The sequence below is a fragment of the Allobosea psychrotolerans genome (assembly GCF_002917105.1).
Taxonomy (GTDB): domain Bacteria; phylum Pseudomonadota; class Alphaproteobacteria; order Rhizobiales; family Beijerinckiaceae; genus Allobosea; species Allobosea psychrotolerans.
Map to the genome: position 1 here is coordinate 94682 of NZ_PQFZ01000003.1, position 15635 is coordinate 110316.

Annotated in this window: 15 protein-coding genes; 9 read left to right on the forward strand and 6 right to left on the reverse strand. The window is 64.9% G+C overall.

The annotated features are described in order from the left end of the window. Nucleotides 1-21 precede the first annotated feature (21 nt). Nucleotides 22-1338, reverse strand: coding sequence for a flavin monoamine oxidase family protein (locus tag CYD53_RS06040; protein WP_245928110.1), 1317 nt, complete (start codon nt 1336-1338; stop codon nt 22-24). Nucleotides 1339-1654: 316 nt separating this feature from the next. Here CYD53_RS06040 and CYD53_RS06045 point away from each other — a divergent pair, with 316 nt between their 5' ends. After that, nucleotides 1655-3985 (forward strand): TonB-dependent hemoglobin/transferrin/lactoferrin family receptor, encoded by a 2331-nt coding sequence (locus tag CYD53_RS06045; protein WP_103717223.1) that lies wholly within the window; start codon nt 1655-1657, stop codon nt 3983-3985. 72 nt (nt 3986-4057) lie between these two features. Here the strand turns inward: CYD53_RS06045 and CYD53_RS06050 are convergent, their stop codons facing one another. The 4 genes from CYD53_RS06050 to CYD53_RS06065 all read right to left on the reverse strand — a co-directional run bounded on the left by CYD53_RS06050 (nt 4058) and on the right by CYD53_RS06065 (nt 8259). Further along, nucleotides 4058-4867 carry an RNA methyltransferase gene (locus tag CYD53_RS06050; RefSeq protein ID WP_103717224.1) on the reverse strand — a complete coding sequence of 270 codons (810 nt, stop codon included), beginning with the start codon at nt 4865-4867 and terminating at the stop codon, nt 4058-4060. 222 nt (nt 4868-5089) lie between these two features. After that, a complete protein-coding gene (locus CYD53_RS06055; protein ID WP_210202295.1) occupies nt 5090-5659 on the reverse strand; it encodes a methyl-accepting chemotaxis protein in 570 nt (189 codons plus the stop codon). 34 nt (nt 5660-5693) lie between these two features. Beyond that, complete coding sequence (locus CYD53_RS06060) at nt 5694-6833, reverse strand: dipeptidase (protein WP_103717226.1); 1140 nt, start codon at nt 6831-6833, stop codon at nt 5694-5696. 178 nt (nt 6834-7011) lie between these two features. Beyond that, nucleotides 7012-8259, reverse strand: coding sequence for an NAD(P)/FAD-dependent oxidoreductase (locus CYD53_RS06065; protein ID WP_103717227.1), 1248 nt, complete (start codon nt 8257-8259; stop codon nt 7012-7014). 258 nt (nt 8260-8517) lie between these two features. On the opposite strand from CYD53_RS06065, the gene CYD53_RS06070 reads away from it, so the two are divergent. From CYD53_RS06070 to CYD53_RS06105, 8 genes are all read left to right on the forward strand, one after another. Then, the gene (locus CYD53_RS06070; RefSeq protein WP_103717228.1) at nt 8518-9483 is read left to right on the forward strand and encodes a hypothetical protein; all 966 of its coding nucleotides are present in this window, start codon (nt 8518-8520) and stop codon (nt 9481-9483) included. A gap of 82 nt (nt 9484-9565) precedes the next feature. Continuing rightward, a complete protein-coding gene (locus CYD53_RS06075) occupies nt 9566-10243 on the forward strand; it encodes a glutathione S-transferase family protein (protein WP_245928111.1) in 678 nt (225 codons plus the stop codon). Nucleotides 10244-10296: 53 nt separating this feature from the next. Further along, on the forward strand, nt 10297-10980 hold the full coding sequence (gene rpe, locus CYD53_RS06080; RefSeq protein WP_103717229.1) for a ribulose-phosphate 3-epimerase: 684 nt from the start codon (nt 10297-10299) through the stop codon (nt 10978-10980). Between the two features lie 145 nt (nt 10981-11125). Continuing rightward, the gene (gene purB, locus CYD53_RS06085; RefSeq protein ID WP_103717230.1) at nt 11126-12433 is read left to right on the forward strand and encodes an adenylosuccinate lyase; all 1308 of its coding nucleotides are present in this window, start codon (nt 11126-11128) and stop codon (nt 12431-12433) included. After that, the gene (locus CYD53_RS29865) at nt 12434-13039 is read left to right on the forward strand and encodes a hypothetical protein (RefSeq protein WP_146055827.1); all 606 of its coding nucleotides are present in this window, start codon (nt 12434-12436) and stop codon (nt 13037-13039) included. It abuts the gene before it with no gap. Next, nucleotides 13036-13314: a type II toxin-antitoxin system Phd/YefM family antitoxin gene (locus tag CYD53_RS06095; RefSeq protein WP_103717232.1), complete on the forward strand. Its 279-nt coding sequence runs from the start codon at nt 13036-13038 to the stop codon at nt 13312-13314. Before CYD53_RS29865 ends, CYD53_RS06095 begins: the two co-directional genes overlap by 4 nt. Continuing rightward, nucleotides 13314-13718 (forward strand): type II toxin-antitoxin system VapC family toxin, encoded by a 405-nt coding sequence (locus CYD53_RS06100; RefSeq protein WP_103717233.1) that lies wholly within the window; start codon nt 13314-13316, stop codon nt 13716-13718. Before CYD53_RS06095 ends, CYD53_RS06100 begins: the two co-directional genes overlap by 1 nt. A gap of 3 nt (nt 13719-13721) precedes the next feature. Further along, nucleotides 13722-14276: an RBBP9/YdeN family alpha/beta hydrolase gene (locus CYD53_RS06105; protein WP_103717234.1), complete on the forward strand. Its 555-nt coding sequence runs from the start codon at nt 13722-13724 to the stop codon at nt 14274-14276. Between the two features lie 216 nt (nt 14277-14492). On the opposite strand, the gene CYD53_RS06110 is transcribed toward CYD53_RS06105, so the two are convergent. Continuing rightward, nucleotides 14493-15608, reverse strand: coding sequence for a branched-chain amino acid ABC transporter substrate-binding protein (locus tag CYD53_RS06110; protein ID WP_103717235.1), 1116 nt, complete (start codon nt 15606-15608; stop codon nt 14493-14495). Nucleotides 15609-15635 lie beyond the last annotated feature (27 nt).

Sequence of the window (15635 nt, forward strand, 5' to 3'; positions counted from 1 at the left end):
CGGGCATGGTCCTTAAAACTCCTAGGCCTTCAGCCGTGCGACCGCCGCGGCCGCCACTCGCCCCGCCAGCGTCGCGCCACCGACAGTCATAGCTCCACCGCCGGCTGTTGCCTCGCCTGCGATGAAGATGCGCCCGCCGATCGGCTGGGCCAGCGCGTCGCGCGCCGTCTCCTGGCCAGGCAGGCAGACCGAATAGGAGCCGAGCGAGAACGGGTCGGTCCACCAGGCGGGGAAGGAGCAGGCCTTGACCGCCTTGCGGACATCCCCGCCGAGCATCTGCGAGAGCAGATCGGTGACATGGGCCTGTGCCTCGGCCGTGCCGGCCTTCGCCAGCTCGCGGGCATAGTCACCGCCGAAATAGCCGATGACGATGTCCTGATCGTCGGGGAACAGGTCGAAATTCATCAGCGCCTTGGGCGATCCGGCCTCGAGGAAGCTCATGCCCGGTGTCACGCCGAAGCGTTCGCCCTCGACCTTGAGCGCGATCTTGGTCAGGGCGCCCATGCCGATGCCGGAGAGTGCGTCGCGCGTCGTTGCCGGCAATTCGGGTGTGAAGCGGATCGCGCCCGCCTTGAGCACGCCAACAGGCACCGTGACGATGCAGGCATTCGCCCGCAAGCTGCCGGAGGGGCTGGTGACGACGACGCCCGGTCCGTCCCAGGCGATCGTGCTGACCGGCTCGTTCAGGCGGATGTCGAGGCCCGCACCATGGCGCCTGACGAGATTGCCATAGCCCGAGGGCACGATGAGGTCGTCGCCCGCCCAGAGCCGTTGGTAGTCGCGTGCCGAGATGCGTTCCGATTCCTCGCCGATCGAGAGCAGCAGGCCCGATGAGGCGATCGGGGCCATGTCGGGGCCGAGATCGCCGAGCAGCTCGGCGACGGAAAGGTCGCGTTTGGTCAGGTCGACGGTTTCCAGCCTGCGGTCGATCTGCCCGAAGGCGCTGCGGCGCTTCAGTCGGTCGGCCTCTGGCATGGGCTTGCCATCGGCGAAGACCCGGAAGCCGCCGCCCCGGGGTTCGGTCGGCGTCTCGACGCCGAGTTCGCGGGCGATCTGGACCCAGGGGTTGCGCTCGGCCCAGTGGATGAACATCGCACCGGCGTCATAGGCCGGGCCGAGCGAGGTATCGGTGAAGGCGCGGCCGCCGATGCGGCTGCGCGCTTCGAGCAGGATCACCGTGCGGCCTGCCGCCCTCAGGCCATGGGCGGCGGCGATGCCGGCTGCGCCCGCGCCGATGATGACGACGTCGACATCGGCGGCCGAGGCATTGCGCCCGGTTCCGGCAAGCGTGACCGCCATGGCGCTGGCTCCGGTCAAGAGGCTCCGGCGATCGAGCATGCGTGCGTTCCCTGATGGCGCCTGTCCATGATGCTCCGGCGCTTGTGCGTTGCAATAGGAAGCTGCCTTGCGGCGGCGCTGTGGCGATCACGAGATCGGGAGGGGAGGATTGTGGCGAAACGACTCCCGGCGGGGGCAGGTTGCCACATTCGAGGCGGTCGAGTTGGCGTTGCAGTTATTCGTTGGAATAAATCTATAGTTTAGTCGCGGCGTCGCAAAAGATTGACAGCTACAAATACGGCAAATATCTGATTGCCGTCTTATGTAACCACATAAGACCTTGTTTATATTAATTTTAATCTCCGAAGATGCAGCGATGTCGCTGGATTTCGGTGGCAAGGACTGGACTTGGGCGATGGGCGAATATTCCGCTAGACTGCGCGGGGGCGTGGCGCTTGGAAGTTTGATGTTGGCCTTGATGGCTGGGCCGGCTTATGCGCAGCAACAAGGCCGCTCGCAGCCGGCTGCCAGTGCGGCCAATCCGGACAGTCCGGACAGTCCGGTGGTTCTCGACCAGATCAACGTGCAGGGTGAAGCTGTGCCCGGCGGAGCGCTGCTCAATGGGCCGACCACGACGCGCACGACGCGCCAGGAGCTCGACCGCGAGCAGGTCCGGAATCTGACGGATCTGGCGAACCGAGTCGAAGCCGGCATCAGCTTCAACCGTCAGAACAACTCGCTCAACATCCGCGGCCTCGACGGCGCCCGGGTGCTGACGACGATCGACGGCATCCGCCAACCCTTCCTGATCGACACGCGCATCAGTCGCGGCGCCCAGAACGCTTTCGATTTCGATTCACTCTCGACGCTCGACCTGCTGCGCGGCGGCAGCGGCGCCAGCACGCTGGGCGGCGGCGCACTCGGCGGCGCACTCGCCGTGCGCACGCTCGACCCGGAGGACCTGCTCCGCAACGGCCGTTCCTATGGCACGCTCGCCAAGACCGGCTATGACAGCACGGACCGGGCCTGGTTCGGCAGCGGTGCGGTCGCTGCCCGTATGGGCAACACCTCCGTCCTGCTGCAGGGCGGCTTTCGCGACGGCCACGAGATCGACAGCAAGGGCTCGAACAAGAGCATCGGTGCAACGCGCACGGCGCCGAATCCGAGCGACTTCAACCAGTACAATGTCCTCGGCAAGATCTATCAGGAGGTTGGCGACCATCGCTTCGGCCTCACCGCCGAGTTCTTCAAGCGTGCGGATCGCACCCAGGTTCGGAACAATACGGTCTCGCTGACCGGCAATTTCCGTCCGGGCGCCTACGAGACCGGCGAGGATGTCGAGCGCAACCGGGTCTCGCTGACCTATGACTACAAGCGGCCGGGAGGGCTTCTCGACGAAGCCCATGCCACGCTCTACTGGCAGCGGCTGAAGCGCAACGACATCACCAATGCCTGGCGCTTCACGAGCATCGTCGGCCCCTATGCCCGCGACAATTCCAACGAAGAGAACGCCTACGGCTTCAACGGCTATGTGCTGAAGAACTTCCAGACCGGTGTGCTGTCGCACCGTGTCACGCTCGGCACCGAGCTGCGCACAACTTCGCTTGAGCAGTACTCGGCCGGCGTCGACAATTGCCCGGCGCGTCCGGCCTCGGGCAGCTTCACGGGGACGCTCGCCACCTGCAACAACCTTTTCACCAACCAGGCCGACCAGCCGAAGATCGACGGAAAGCTCGTCGGCCTTTACGCGCATGACGAGATCGGCCTGATCGACAACCGCCTGCGCATCACGCCTGGCGTGCGCTTCGACTGGTACGAGGAAGAGCCGCAGGATACGCCGGCCTACACGAATGGCGGCTCGCGCCCGGTCGGTCTGCCGCCGTCATCGAGTGACACGGGCTGGTCGCCGCGCATCCGCCTCGAATACGACATCCTGAAGAACGCGCCTCTGGTGAAGGACGTCACCGTCTTCGCGCAATGGGCCAAGACCTTCCGGGCGCCGACGGCCGACGAACTCTATGGCCGATTCGGCGGAACCTCGACCTATCTGCGCATCGGTAATCCGTATCTGCGCCCTGAAGTCGGCAACGGCATCGATGTCGGCTTGCGCTTCGGCGACAAGCAGCTCGGCGGCTCGATCACCTATTTCCACACCAACTACCGCAATTTCATCGAGACTTATCAGGTTCAGGCTGCGGGCGTCGGTGGGCTGTATCCGCAAGGGGGCATCACCAGCTATCAGAACATCAACCGCGCGGAGATCCAGGGTTTCGAAGCGAACGGCCAATATGCCTTCATGCCGAACTGGCTGGTGCGCGGCTCCTTCGCCTATACCCGGGGCAAGAACAAGGACAACGACACCTTCCTGAACTCGATCCCGCCGATGCAGGGCATCGTCGCGGTCGCCTACGGCACGGATGTCTGGGGGGCCGAGGTTTCGACCAAGCTGGCGGCTGCGCGTGACGACGTCTCGACGGTTTCAGCGGGCACTGGCTTCAAGGCGCCGGGCTATGCGATCTTCAATGCTTCGGCGTGGTGGCGGCCGTTGCAGCAGGTCGCGGATCTCGAATTGCAGGTCGGCGTCTACAACATCTTCGACCGCAAATATTTCGATGCCGTCAATGTTCCGCTCTCGCGCCCCCAGGGCCGTGACTACTACAGCGAGCCCGGCCGCACCGTGAAGGCGACGATGAAGTACCAGTTCTGAGGGCAAACCTCTCGACCGGCGCTACGGCGCCGGCTGACACTGTCGAAAGCCGGCCGCTTGCGGCCGGCTTTTTCATGCGCCGTCCGGTTGCTTGGGGGTACGCAGCCGTCGCGGCCCCTCGGCGAGCGATTTGAACACACCGCGCAAGGTGCGCGCCTCCTGCTCGGTCAGGCTCAGCCGGTGCAGGATGTCGCGCAGATTGGCGGTCATCACCGGCTTCTTGCCCGGTGGAAAGAAGCCGCAGATGTCGAGCTCGCCCTCGACATAATCGAACATCGACAGGATCGTCCCGCGCGTCGCCGGCGGCGAGGTGTTGCTCTCGCGGAAGGGCGGTTCGCCGCCGGTCGCCTTGAACCATTCATAGCCGGCGAGCAGCACGGCCTGCGCCAGGTTGAGCGAGGCGAAGGCCGGGTTGACCGGGAAGGTCAGGATCGCGTCGGCGAAGCTGATCTCCTCATTGGTCAGGCCGATGCGCTCGCGCCCGAACAGGATGCCGACGCGTTCGCCTGCATCGACACGCTCCGTGAGCGGCGGCATCGCCTCGGCCGGCGTGACCACGCGTTTCATCTGGCCACGCTCGCGGGCGGTGGTGGCGAGCACATGGTTGAGATCGGCGATGGCTGAGGCGGTGTCTGGAAAGAGCCTGGCGTTCTCCAGGATATGGGTCGCGCCCGAGGCGGCGGAGGTTGCACCCTTCTTCAGGCCGCCGCCCGTCGGCCAGCCGTCGCGCGGCGCGACGAGGCGCATCTCCGACAGGCCGAAATTCGCCATGGCGCGGGCGCACATGCCGATGTTCTCGGCCATCTGCGGTTCGACCAGGATGATGACCGGGGCCGGCGCCGTGGTTGGCGGTCGTGTGCGGTCTGTGCCGGATCCAGTCATGAAATGGGCTCGCTCTCGGATAGAGAGCGAGCCCTTAACGGATGGAGCAGCTTCGGCAAGCAATCTCTAGATCACGCCGCATTCGGACGGAATCGTCCGAATGCGAAGAACGTGATCGATTCCAAAAGTCTAGAGCATTGCTCCCCACGAAAAACCGGTACCCTTTTTTTCGCGCAATGCTCCAGGAAGCGAGCGTTTGCCGGCAGCCCTGCCGGCTCGAGGTCAGGCGGCGTAGCGGCGCTGCGGCTGTACCATCGGGGCCTGCCGACTGGCCGAGCTGCCATGGGTCCGGAAGGTCGCGAACAGGCTGTTGAGGCGCTGGATCTGGCTCAGCAGCGATGTGGCCGAGGCCGCGCTTTCCTCGGCGAGGGCCGCGTTCTGCTGGGTCATCTCATCCATATACGCCACGGTCTGGCTCATCTCGTCGATGCCGTTGGCCTGTTCGGCGGAAGCGGCCGAGATGTCGATCACGGTCGCGGAAACCTTGCGGGAGGCTTCGACGATCTGGTTGAGGGCCTCGCCGGCGGAGCGCACCAGCGCCACGCCTTGCTCGACCTCGCGGCCGGATTCGCCGATCAGGGCGGTGATGTCCTTGGCGGCGTCGCCGGAGTGCTGCGCCAGGGTGCGGACCTCGGAGGCGGCGACCGCAAAGCCCTTGCCGGCATCGCCGGCACGGGCAGCCTCGACCGCGGCATTGAGCGCCAGCAGATTGGTCTGGAAGGCGACCTCGTCGATGACGGAGGTGATGTCTGCTTGTCTTGACGCGTTTTCTTCACGCGAACTGGTGTCCACTTCGCTTAAAAACGCTCCAGCGCCGCCTCGCGAATCAGGCGGCAGCCTTCTCCACCGCCCGCATGACCCGCAGCGTGTTGCCGCCGGCAAGCTTCTCCAGGTTGTCTTCCGACCAGCCACGCCGGATCAACTCCGCGATCAGCGAGGGGAAGACCGTGGTGTCCTCGAGCCCATCGGGATTGACCCAGCCGAAGAAGTCCGAGCCGACGCCGATATGGTCGTGGCCGATGCGCTTGGCGAGATAGTCGAGATGGTCGCAATATTGCGGCAGCGTCGCCTTGGGGCGAGGCCCCGCCTTGCGTTCGATCTCCTGTTCCGCCTTGGCGTAATCGAGCCCTTCGGGCGTCTTGCCGTACTGGTCCTTGACCGGGCGGTGCCAGTCGCGCGCGGCCTGGCTGATGAAATCGGGCACGAAGGTCGCCATCACCACGCCGCCATTGCCAGCGACGCGGTCGAGCACGTCGTCAGGGACGTTGCGCGGGTGGTCGCAAAGCGAAAACGCGTTGGAATGTGACCAGACGACCGGTGCGCTTGTGACGTCGAGCGTGTCGTGCATCACCTTGGGCGAGACATGGGCGAGGTCGACGACCATGCCGAGCTTGTTCATGCGCGCGACGACCTGCTTGCCGAAGGCGCTGAGGCCGTTGTGCCTTGGGGCGTCGGTCGCGGAATCGCACCAATCATGCGTACCGTTGTGGCAAAGTGTCATCAGCCGGACGCCGAGATCGTAATAGGCGTCGAGCGCATCGAGCTCGTTGTCGAGCGCCGAGCCATTCTCGATCGTCATGAACAGCGCGATCTTTCCCTCGGCTTTGGCTGCGGCGACGTCGGCGGCCGAGAGGCCGGGGCGGAAGGCGTCCGAATGGCGCTTCAGGATGTCGCGCATCAGCGCGATCTGGGCGAGCGCGAAGCCGGCGGGCTTGGGATGGTTGGGCGGCACATAGGCCGCGAAGAACTGCCCGGCGAGCTTGCCGGCCCGCATGCGCGGAATGTCGGTGTCGACCTCGGGATGCACCCTGGCGAGATCATAGGCCGCGACATCGCCCTTGGCGTTACGATCGAGCCTGATGACATAGGGCAGGTCGTTATGGCCGTCGATCATCGGCGCGCGGTCGAGCAGCGCAAGCGCCGCAGTGTAGGCATTGTCCTGAACGGGAGCTTCGGCGAGGGCCATGGCGCAACCTTGTGCTGGAATCGAGAGCAGCGGCAATGGTGGCAGGTCGCGGAGCGCGAGGCGAGGGCGCGCGCTGCAGGGCTGTCATCCCGCACGCGCCGCGGCACGACGTGCTGCTGCGCGGATGCGGGACGTTCTTAAGTTTAAGGAGGGCCCTGTCGCGACGCGATGACGCCGCCTAGCCGAACCGCGCAGCCGAGAACGGCGTCGGGTCAACGAAGACCTTTTGGCCGGTCACCATCTCGGCGATCATCCGGCCCGTGACGGCGGCCAGCGTCAGGCCGTGATGGGCATGGCCGATCGAGAACCACAGATTCTTGTGCTTCGGCGCGGGGCCGATGATCGGCATCATGTCGGGAGTGCAGGGCCGGCGGCCGAGCCAGGGCTCGGCATCGACCCGCTCGCCAAGCGGGAACAGTGTCCTGGCGATCGGCTCGGCGCGGGCGAGCTGGACCGGCGTCTTGGGCGCATCGCGATCGGCGAATTCGGCGCCCGTCGTCAGGCGGATGCCCTGCAGCATCGGCGCGAGGAAATAGCCGCGCTCGGTGTCGAGCACCGGGTGGTTGAGCACGGCGTTGCCTTGCGCCTTGTAATGCATGTGGTAGCCGCGTTTGACCGCGAGCGGCAGATGGTAGCCGAGCTTCGTGGTCACCACATCGGCCCAGGGGCCGAGCGCGACGACGGCGTCCTTGGCCTGGGCCTTGGTGCCATCAGTGAGCGTCACGCTCCAGCCGGCGGCGTCCTGCACCAGCGTGCCGGCGTCGCCGAGTGCGAGCTTGCCGCCGAGCTCCTCGAACCGCGCGACATAGGCCTTGGACAGGCCCAGCGGATCGACCACCGTCACCGGGTCGGTCCAGTGCAGGCCGCCGATCAGGCTCTGGTCGAGATGCGGTTCCTCGCTGCGCAAGGTGGCGACGTCGAGCGCACGGTAGTTCAGACCGAAATCGCGCTTCCAGCGCGCGGCCTCCGCCAGGCGCTCGTCCTGCTGGGCTGCGGTACGGAACACCTTCATCCAGCCCTTGCGGCGCAGCAGATTGGTCGCGCCGGCTTCCTGCGCAAGCGCGTCATGCTCGCTGACGCAATGCTCGATCAGCGTCGCATACTTATGAGCGATGGCCTCATGCTGCGAGGCGCGCGAATGCATCCAGTACGACCACAGGAAGGGCGCGAGCTTGGGGATCGCGTTCCAATGGTAATGCGCATCGATGGTGTTGTTCATCGCGTAGCGGATGAGCGCGCCGAAATCATGCGGGAAGCCGTAGGGGTAGACGCCCTCGCGCTGGATCAGCCCGGCATTGCCGTAGCTCGTCTCCTGGCCCGGGCTGCGCTTGTCGACGAGCAGCACGGAGCGGCCCGCCTTTTGCAGATGCAGCGCCACCGAGATGCCGACGATCCCTGCGCCGAGGACGATGGTATCCGTCTGCATCTTGTGCTCCTGCCAGCCTTTACCGCAGCAAAATAGCCGTTTGCGGGGCGATGTCAGCGCCACGACGCATTTTTGCGGCCTTGCCGCCAAAGTTTCGCAAGATTTGCGCCAATCGGCGATAAGCTGCGGGCTTGCCTCGCTTTGCCGGCTTTTTCTCGCAATTTTCTGCGCACGCAGGACGGGCCTGCGGCGATAGCGGGTGACGCAAGGCACCAGATCGGCGAGTGTCGCGGCCCTTCCAGTCCAAGCCGAGCCTTCATGCTTTCGCGTTTTGCCGCTTCAATCGCCGCCGCTTTGGCCTGGCTCGGCCGTCATGGCACGCAAGGTTTTGCGCTCTCGATCTTCCTCGGACTGGCCCTGCCGCAGTTCTCGGCTGCGGCGCGCCCGGTGCTGCCGGTCACGATCTTCTGCTTCACCACGATCGTGTTCATGCGGGCCGATCTCGGCATCATCGCCGGGCTCGTGCGGCGGCCGGGCAAGCTCATCCTCTCCTGTCTCTGGCTGGTCGCGGCGCCGGTCCTGCTGATCGGCGGGGCCTTCCTCCTGCTTGGTCGGGAGGCGCTCGATCCCGGGCTTCTGCTCGGGCTCGCCATCATGGGTGCCGCGCCGCCGATCATGTCGTCGCCGGCGGTCGCGATCCTCTATGGCTTCGAGCCGTCGCTGATCATCGCCTGCGTCATCCTGACCACGATCATCAGCCCTGTCGTCGCGCCCTTCCTGGTCGAATTGCTGGCGGGCGCCGCGGTGCCGCTCGACAGCTGGGTCCTGGCGTTCAGGCTTCTGCTCTTCGTCGGCGGCGGCATGGCGGTCGCGGCAGCGCTACGGACCTGGCTCGGCGTCGAGCGGATCAAGGGGATGAAGGCCAATCTCGATGGTTTTGGCGTGCTGATGTATTTCATCTTCGCCATCGCGGCGATGGATGGCGTCACGCAGGCGGCGATCGACGATCCCAAGCGCGTCCTGCTCTTCCTGGCCTGCGTCTTCGCGGTCTCCGGCTTCGGGCTGCTTGCCGCCTATCTCGCCTTGCGCCGCCTGCCGGCCTCGGAGCGCTTCATGATCGGCTACGGCTCAGGCCAGCGGAACATGGGCATGATCGTTGCGGCGCTGGGAGCCGGCGTGCCGCCCTCGACCTTCCTGTTCTTTGCCCTGGCGCAGTTCCCGATCTATCTGCAGCCTTGGCTGCTGCGCGGTCTTGCGGCGCGTATTCGCCGCACGGAGGCTTGAAGTCTAAGGTTTGAAGTCTCCTGCCGCGAGCTGACGGCTGGCTTTGCGAAGGTCGCCCCAACGTAACCGGGGCCTCGCCGTCATGATCACGCTCTATTCTGGGCCGCTCAGCCTGTTCTCCCGCAAGGTCGAGATCGCGCTGCGAGAGAAGGCGCTGCCATTTGAGCGCATCATGGTGCCCTTCAACCAAACCACGGGCTACGACCCAAAGCACCCGGAGGTGCTGGCGCTTAACCCCAAGGCGCAGGTGCCCGTGCTGAGCGATGCCGGGCTTGTGCTCTACGACTCGACGATCATCCTGGAATATCTCGATGAGGCCTATCCGCAGCCGCCGCTGTTTCCGGCAACGCCGGCCGAGAGGGCACGCTGCCGGCTCGATGAACTCTTTGCCGACGAGATCATGCTGGCGGGCTTGAAGCCCCTGATGCACCGCACCGGCCCCCGCGCTGCGGATGCGAACCGCCGCGCCGCGCAGGATGCCGACGCGCTGATCGCTGAGGACGTGCTGGCCGGTCATTATTGCGAGCTTGAGGAACGTCTTGCGGGGCGTGAATTCTTCGGCTCCAGCGTCTGCGTCGCCGATATTGCCCTATTCATGAGCGTGCTGTTCTCGCTGCGGCTGGGCGGGCCTTCGCTAGCACGCCATCCGGCCCTTGCCGACTGGTTCGTGCGATTGAACCGCCGGCCCGCCTTCGCCGCGGCTGCCGAGGAGATCGCGGAAGCCGACAGGCGCCTGTCGGTTCCTGTGGTACGGCGCTGAATTCACGGTCTTGGCGATTGCGAGAGCGGCGCGCGGGCGTTAAACCGCCAGCCATGAGCGCTCCCATCCGCATCGCCCCCTCGATCCTCTCGGCCGATTTTTCGAAGCTGGGCGAGGAGGTGCGCGCGATCGACGAGGCGGGGGCCGACTGGATCCATTGCGATGTGATGGATGGGCATTTCGTGCCCAACATCACCTTCGGGCCGGATGTCCTGAAGGCGATCCGCCCCTGCACCAAGAAGCTCTTCGACGTGCATCTGATGATCGCGCCGGTCGATCCCTATGTCGAAGCCTTCGCCAAGGCGGGCGCCGATCTGATCTCCTTCCATGTCGAGGCCGGGCCGCATCCTCACCGGACGCTGCAGACGATCCGGGGCCATGGCAAGCAGGCCGGCATCGTGCTCAATCCCGGCACGCATGAAAGCGCCATCGAGCCGCTGCTCGACGATCTCGACCTGATCCTGCTGATGACGGTCAATCCCGGCTTCGGCGGGCAGAGCTTCATCCGCTCCGTGCTCGAGAAGATCGCCCGGGTGCGGGCCATGATCGGCGAGCGGCCGATCGCACTCGAAATCGATGGCGGGGCTAGCCCTGAGACCGCGCCGCTCGCGGCAAAGGCCGGAGCGAATGTTCTCGTCGCCGGCTCTGCCGTGTTCAAGGGCGGGCCTGCCGCCTATGCCCAGAATATCTCCGCGATCCGCAAGGCGGCCGAAGCCGGGCGCGGGCAGTGGGTTTGAGATTTTAGTACAGCCCTCATCCTGAGGAGCCCCGAAGCGGCGTTTCGAAGGATGATCCAGCGAGCGCCTTCTGGAGCATCCTTCGAGACGCGCTCCTGCAGAGCGCTCCTCAGGATGAGGGCTTGTTTGTCACAAGGACGAGACGATGATCCCGCGCTATTCCCGCCCCGAGATGGTCGCGATCTGGGAGCCGCAGACCCGCTTCCGGATCTGGTTCGAGATCGAGGCGCACGCCACCGACAAGCTCGCCGAGCTCGGCGTGGTGCCGAAGGAGGCTGCGGCCACGATCTGGGCCAAGGCGAAGGATGCGACCTTCGATGTCGCGCGCATCGACGAGATCGAGCGCGTCACCAAGCATGACGTCATCGCCTTCCTGACGCATCTCGCCGAGATCGTCGGGCCAGAAGCCCGCTTCGTCCACCAGGGCATGACCTCCTCGGACATTCTCGACACGACGCTCTCGGTGCAGCTCGCGCGTGCCTCCGACCTCCTGATCGCGGATGTCGACGCGTTGCTTGCGGCGATCAAGCGCCGGGCTTTCGAGCACAAGCTGACGCCGACCATCGGCCGTTCGCACGGCATCCATGCCGAGCCGGTGACCTTCGGGCTGAAGCTGGCGCAGGCCTATGCCGAGTTCGACCGCTGCAAGGCCCGATTGGTCGCGGCCCGGGCCGAGATCGCGACCTGCGCGATTTCGGGCGCGGTCGGCACCTTCGCCAATATCGATCCGAGCGTGGAGGCCTATGTCGCGGAAAAGATGGGGCTGAGCGTCGAGCCGGTCTCGACCCAGGTCATCCCGCGCGACCGGCATGCGATGTATTTCGCCACGCTCGGCGTCGTCGCCTCCAGCGTCGAGCGGCTCGCGACCGAGATCCGGCATCTGCAGCGCACCGAGGTCTATGAGGCGGAGGAGTTCTTCTCGCCCGGCCAGAAGGGCTCCTCGGCGATGCCGCACAAGCGCAACCCGGTGCTGACCGAGAACCTGACCGGGCTTGCCCGCCTCGTGCGCGGCATGGTCGTGCCGGCGCTGGAGAATGTCGCGCTCTGGCATGAGCGCGACATCTCGCACTCCTCGGTCGAGCGCATGATCGGCCCCGACGCCACCGTGACGCTCGATTTCGCGCTCGCCCGCCTCACCGGAGTCGTCGACAAGCTGCTGATCTACCCGCAGAACATGCGCAAGAATCTCGACCGGCTCGGCGGCCTGCACAATTCGCAGCGCGTATTGCTGGCCCTGACCCAGGCCGGCGCCAGCCGCGAGGAGAGCTATTCGCTCGTCCAGCGCAACGCGATGCGTACCTGGGAGCATGGCGAGGACTTCCTCACCAACCTCAAGAAGGATGCCGAGGTAACGGCGAAGCTGTCAGTGGCGGAACTCGAGGCGATGTTCGACGAGGGCTACCACTTCAAGCATGTCGACACGATTTTTGCGCGGGTGTTTGGGGAGGGGTGAGTGGCTGACGATCACATCGTTCGTCATCTGCCTGATGTGATCACGCACAACTACGATCCTGATCTGGGTCGGTTTCGGAATCTTTGCAGCCTGTCGGACAGCGAGGCGGGAGATGTCCTTGCTGCGATCAATGCGTCAGGGCGAAGGGTCGTCAAACCCAACTACCTGATCCGTCGTCGCCGGACCGAAGCCTGGTTGTTGTCTGAGAGAACCCGAAAGCTTGGAGCTCCGCATCTCCGGCGTCCGATCTATTTCTTTTTCGGCGATAAGGCGGACGGAGCTGATCCGTCTCGACCGGCATCGGTGGTTTTGCCGCTGGCGGCTTTTGCCGACGACGTGCTGACTTTCACCTATCCGGACAGCATGGCGAGCCTGCCGCTGGCGACGCGATCGGAGCATCGCGCAGAGCGGAAGCCCTATCATGGACAGGTTTTCACGCTCAGCGAGATTCAGGACGTGGTCGCGACTTTCGGAATGCCCGTGAATTCAACGACGGGCGATCCTGCCACGAGATTTGATCGCTTCATCGAGGTGCCGGTTTGGGATGATCGACCCCTGCAAGTTCTCTTGAATCAACCAGTCAACCAGTTTAAATTCCTCTTATGATCACCGTCGGTGCCTTTGAAGCCAAGACCAAATTCTCCGAGCTGCTCGACCGCGTCGAGCGGGGCGAGGAGATCGTGATCACGCGCCATGGTCAGAGGGTGGCTCGCATCATCAGTGATCCGCCGATTGACGCCATGGCCGAGCAGAAGGTGCGCGAGGCCAAGGCGGCAGAGGTCATGGCCGAGTTTGCACGCGTCAGGGAGATGCTGCGGGCCGGAGGCGTGAGTTTCACGGTTGATGATATTCTTTCCGCGAGAGATGAAGGCCGGCGTTGATGGCGGTTTTCGATGCATCGGTCGTTGTCGCGGCGATGTCGCCCGATGAGGGGCAGTCGCGAGCTGTCGCAGCGCTTGCGCCTTATCTCGGTGGCGGCGGCTTGGTTCCCGGTCTCTGGTCTCTTGAAGTGGCGAATGTTCTGCTTACGAAACGTCGAAGGGGTGTCCTTACTCCCGACCATGTCGATGCTGTATGGCGCGCAATCATGCGCATTCCCGTCGAGACGCATCATGCGGCTGCCGCAGAGGTTCAATCCGCCGTGATGCCGCTGGCCGCATTGCATGGCCTGACGAGCTATGACGCCTGCTATCTCGAACTCGCGCTACGATTTACCGTACCTCTCGCCACCCTCGACAGTAAACTGATCGCGGCTGCGCGAGCTGAAGGCGTCACGGTTCTATAAGCGATGAAATCCTCCGAAGCCGACATCCTCATCATCCCCGGCTGGTCCGGGTCCGGGCCTGATCATTGGCAGAGCCGCTGGGAGGCCAGGCTTCCGACGGCGCGTCGCGTCGAGCAGGCGGATTGGCTCAGGCCGCAGCGCGAGGAATGGGCTGGCCGCATCGTCGAGGCGGTGCGGGCCGCCACGCGCCCCGTGGTGCTGGTCGCGCATTCGGCCGGCGTCAGCGCGGTCGCGCATGCGGCGGAGCATCTGAGGCCCGGCGAGGTCGCGGGAGGGTTTTTGGTCTCTCCCGCGTCGGAGGACGCCAAGCGCGCCCTTCCGGATATGGAAGCCGCGTTCGCCATGCATCGGCGCGAGACACTGCCGTTCCCGGCCACGGTCATCGCCAGCGCGACCGATCCCTATTGTTCGCAGGACGAGGCGAGAGCGCTGGCGGAAGCCTGGGGCGCGACCTTCGTCGACGCCGGCGACAGCGGCCACCTCAACAGTGATTCCGGGCATGGCCCCTGGCCGGACGGGCTCCTGCAGTTCGCAAGCTTTCTCAGGCGCTTGGGCTGAGTCGCTGCGGGTTTGATTCAATCGTCATTGCGGCGCGCGAGCGAACTCAATCCGGGAGGTCTTACACAGTCCCCTTGGGTTGCCACGCGCCTGAATTGCTCGTCGCTTTCGCTCCTCGCAATGACGCGAATGTCCGGTTCGGGCCCCCAGAACAAAACCGCCCCGGATTGCTCCGGGGCGGTCTCGTTTCAGCCAGATGGCGATCAGCCGACGAGATCAATTCTCGACATAGGTGATCTTGCCGTCGGCGCCCTTCTTCCAGGTGTACATGGTGTAGTCGGGGCGGGTGATGTCGCCCTTCTTGTCGTAGCTGATGTCGCCGATCACGGTCTTGAAGGTCTTGCCCGAGCGCATGTACTCGGAGACCTTCTTGGGATCGAGCGACTTGGCGCCTTCGGCTGCCTGCTTGAGGATCTCGACGGCGGCGTAGGAGTAGAGCGTATATGCCTCCGGCTTGAACTTGCGGGCCTCGAACTTCTTGAGGATGGCCGCGGCTTCAGGACGCTTCTGCGGGTCCGGCGGGAAGGTCATCAGCGTGCCTTCGACGCCGGGTCCGCCGATCGTGGCGAACTCGTCGGTGGTGATGCCGTCGCCCGAGATCATCACGGTCTTCAGGCCCTGGTCGCGCATCTGGCGCACGATCAGGCCGCCTTCGGTGTGCAGGCCACCCCAGTAGAGGTAGTCGGCACCGACGGACTTCAGCTTGGAGATCAGCGCCGAATAGTCCTTCTCGCCGGCGTTGACGCCTTCATAGAGCACGTCCTTGACGCCCGCCTTGGTCAGGCCCTTGCGGGTCTCGTCGGCAAGGCCCTGGCCGTAGGTCGTCTTGTCGTGGACGACGGCGATCTTCTTGCCCTTGAGGTTCTTGGCGATATAGGCCGCCGCGACCTCGCCCTGCTGGTCGTCGCGACCGCAGGTGCGGAACACGTTCCAGAGGCCGCGCTCGGTGATCTTCGGGTTGGTGGCCGAAGGCGAGATCATCGCGATGCCGTTCTCGGCATAGACTTCCGAGGCCGGCATGGTGACGCCGGAGTTGAAGTGGCCGATCACGAACTTGACGCCGTCGCCGACGAACTTGTTGGCGACGGAGACGCCTTGCTTGGGATCGGAGACGTCGTCGCCGACCGACAGCGCGATCTTCTGGCCCAGGATGCCGCCAGCCGCGTTGATGTCCTCGATCGCCTGCTCGGTGCCGTTCTTCAGCTGGGCGCCGAAGGCGGCGTTGGGGCCTGTGATCGGTCCGGCGACGCCGAACTTGATCTGTGCATTCGCCACGCCGGAGAAGGCGAGGACGGCGCCGAGCGCGATACCGCTCAACAGCAGTTTCTTCATGAGATCAGACTCCCCTGTGATTACTAT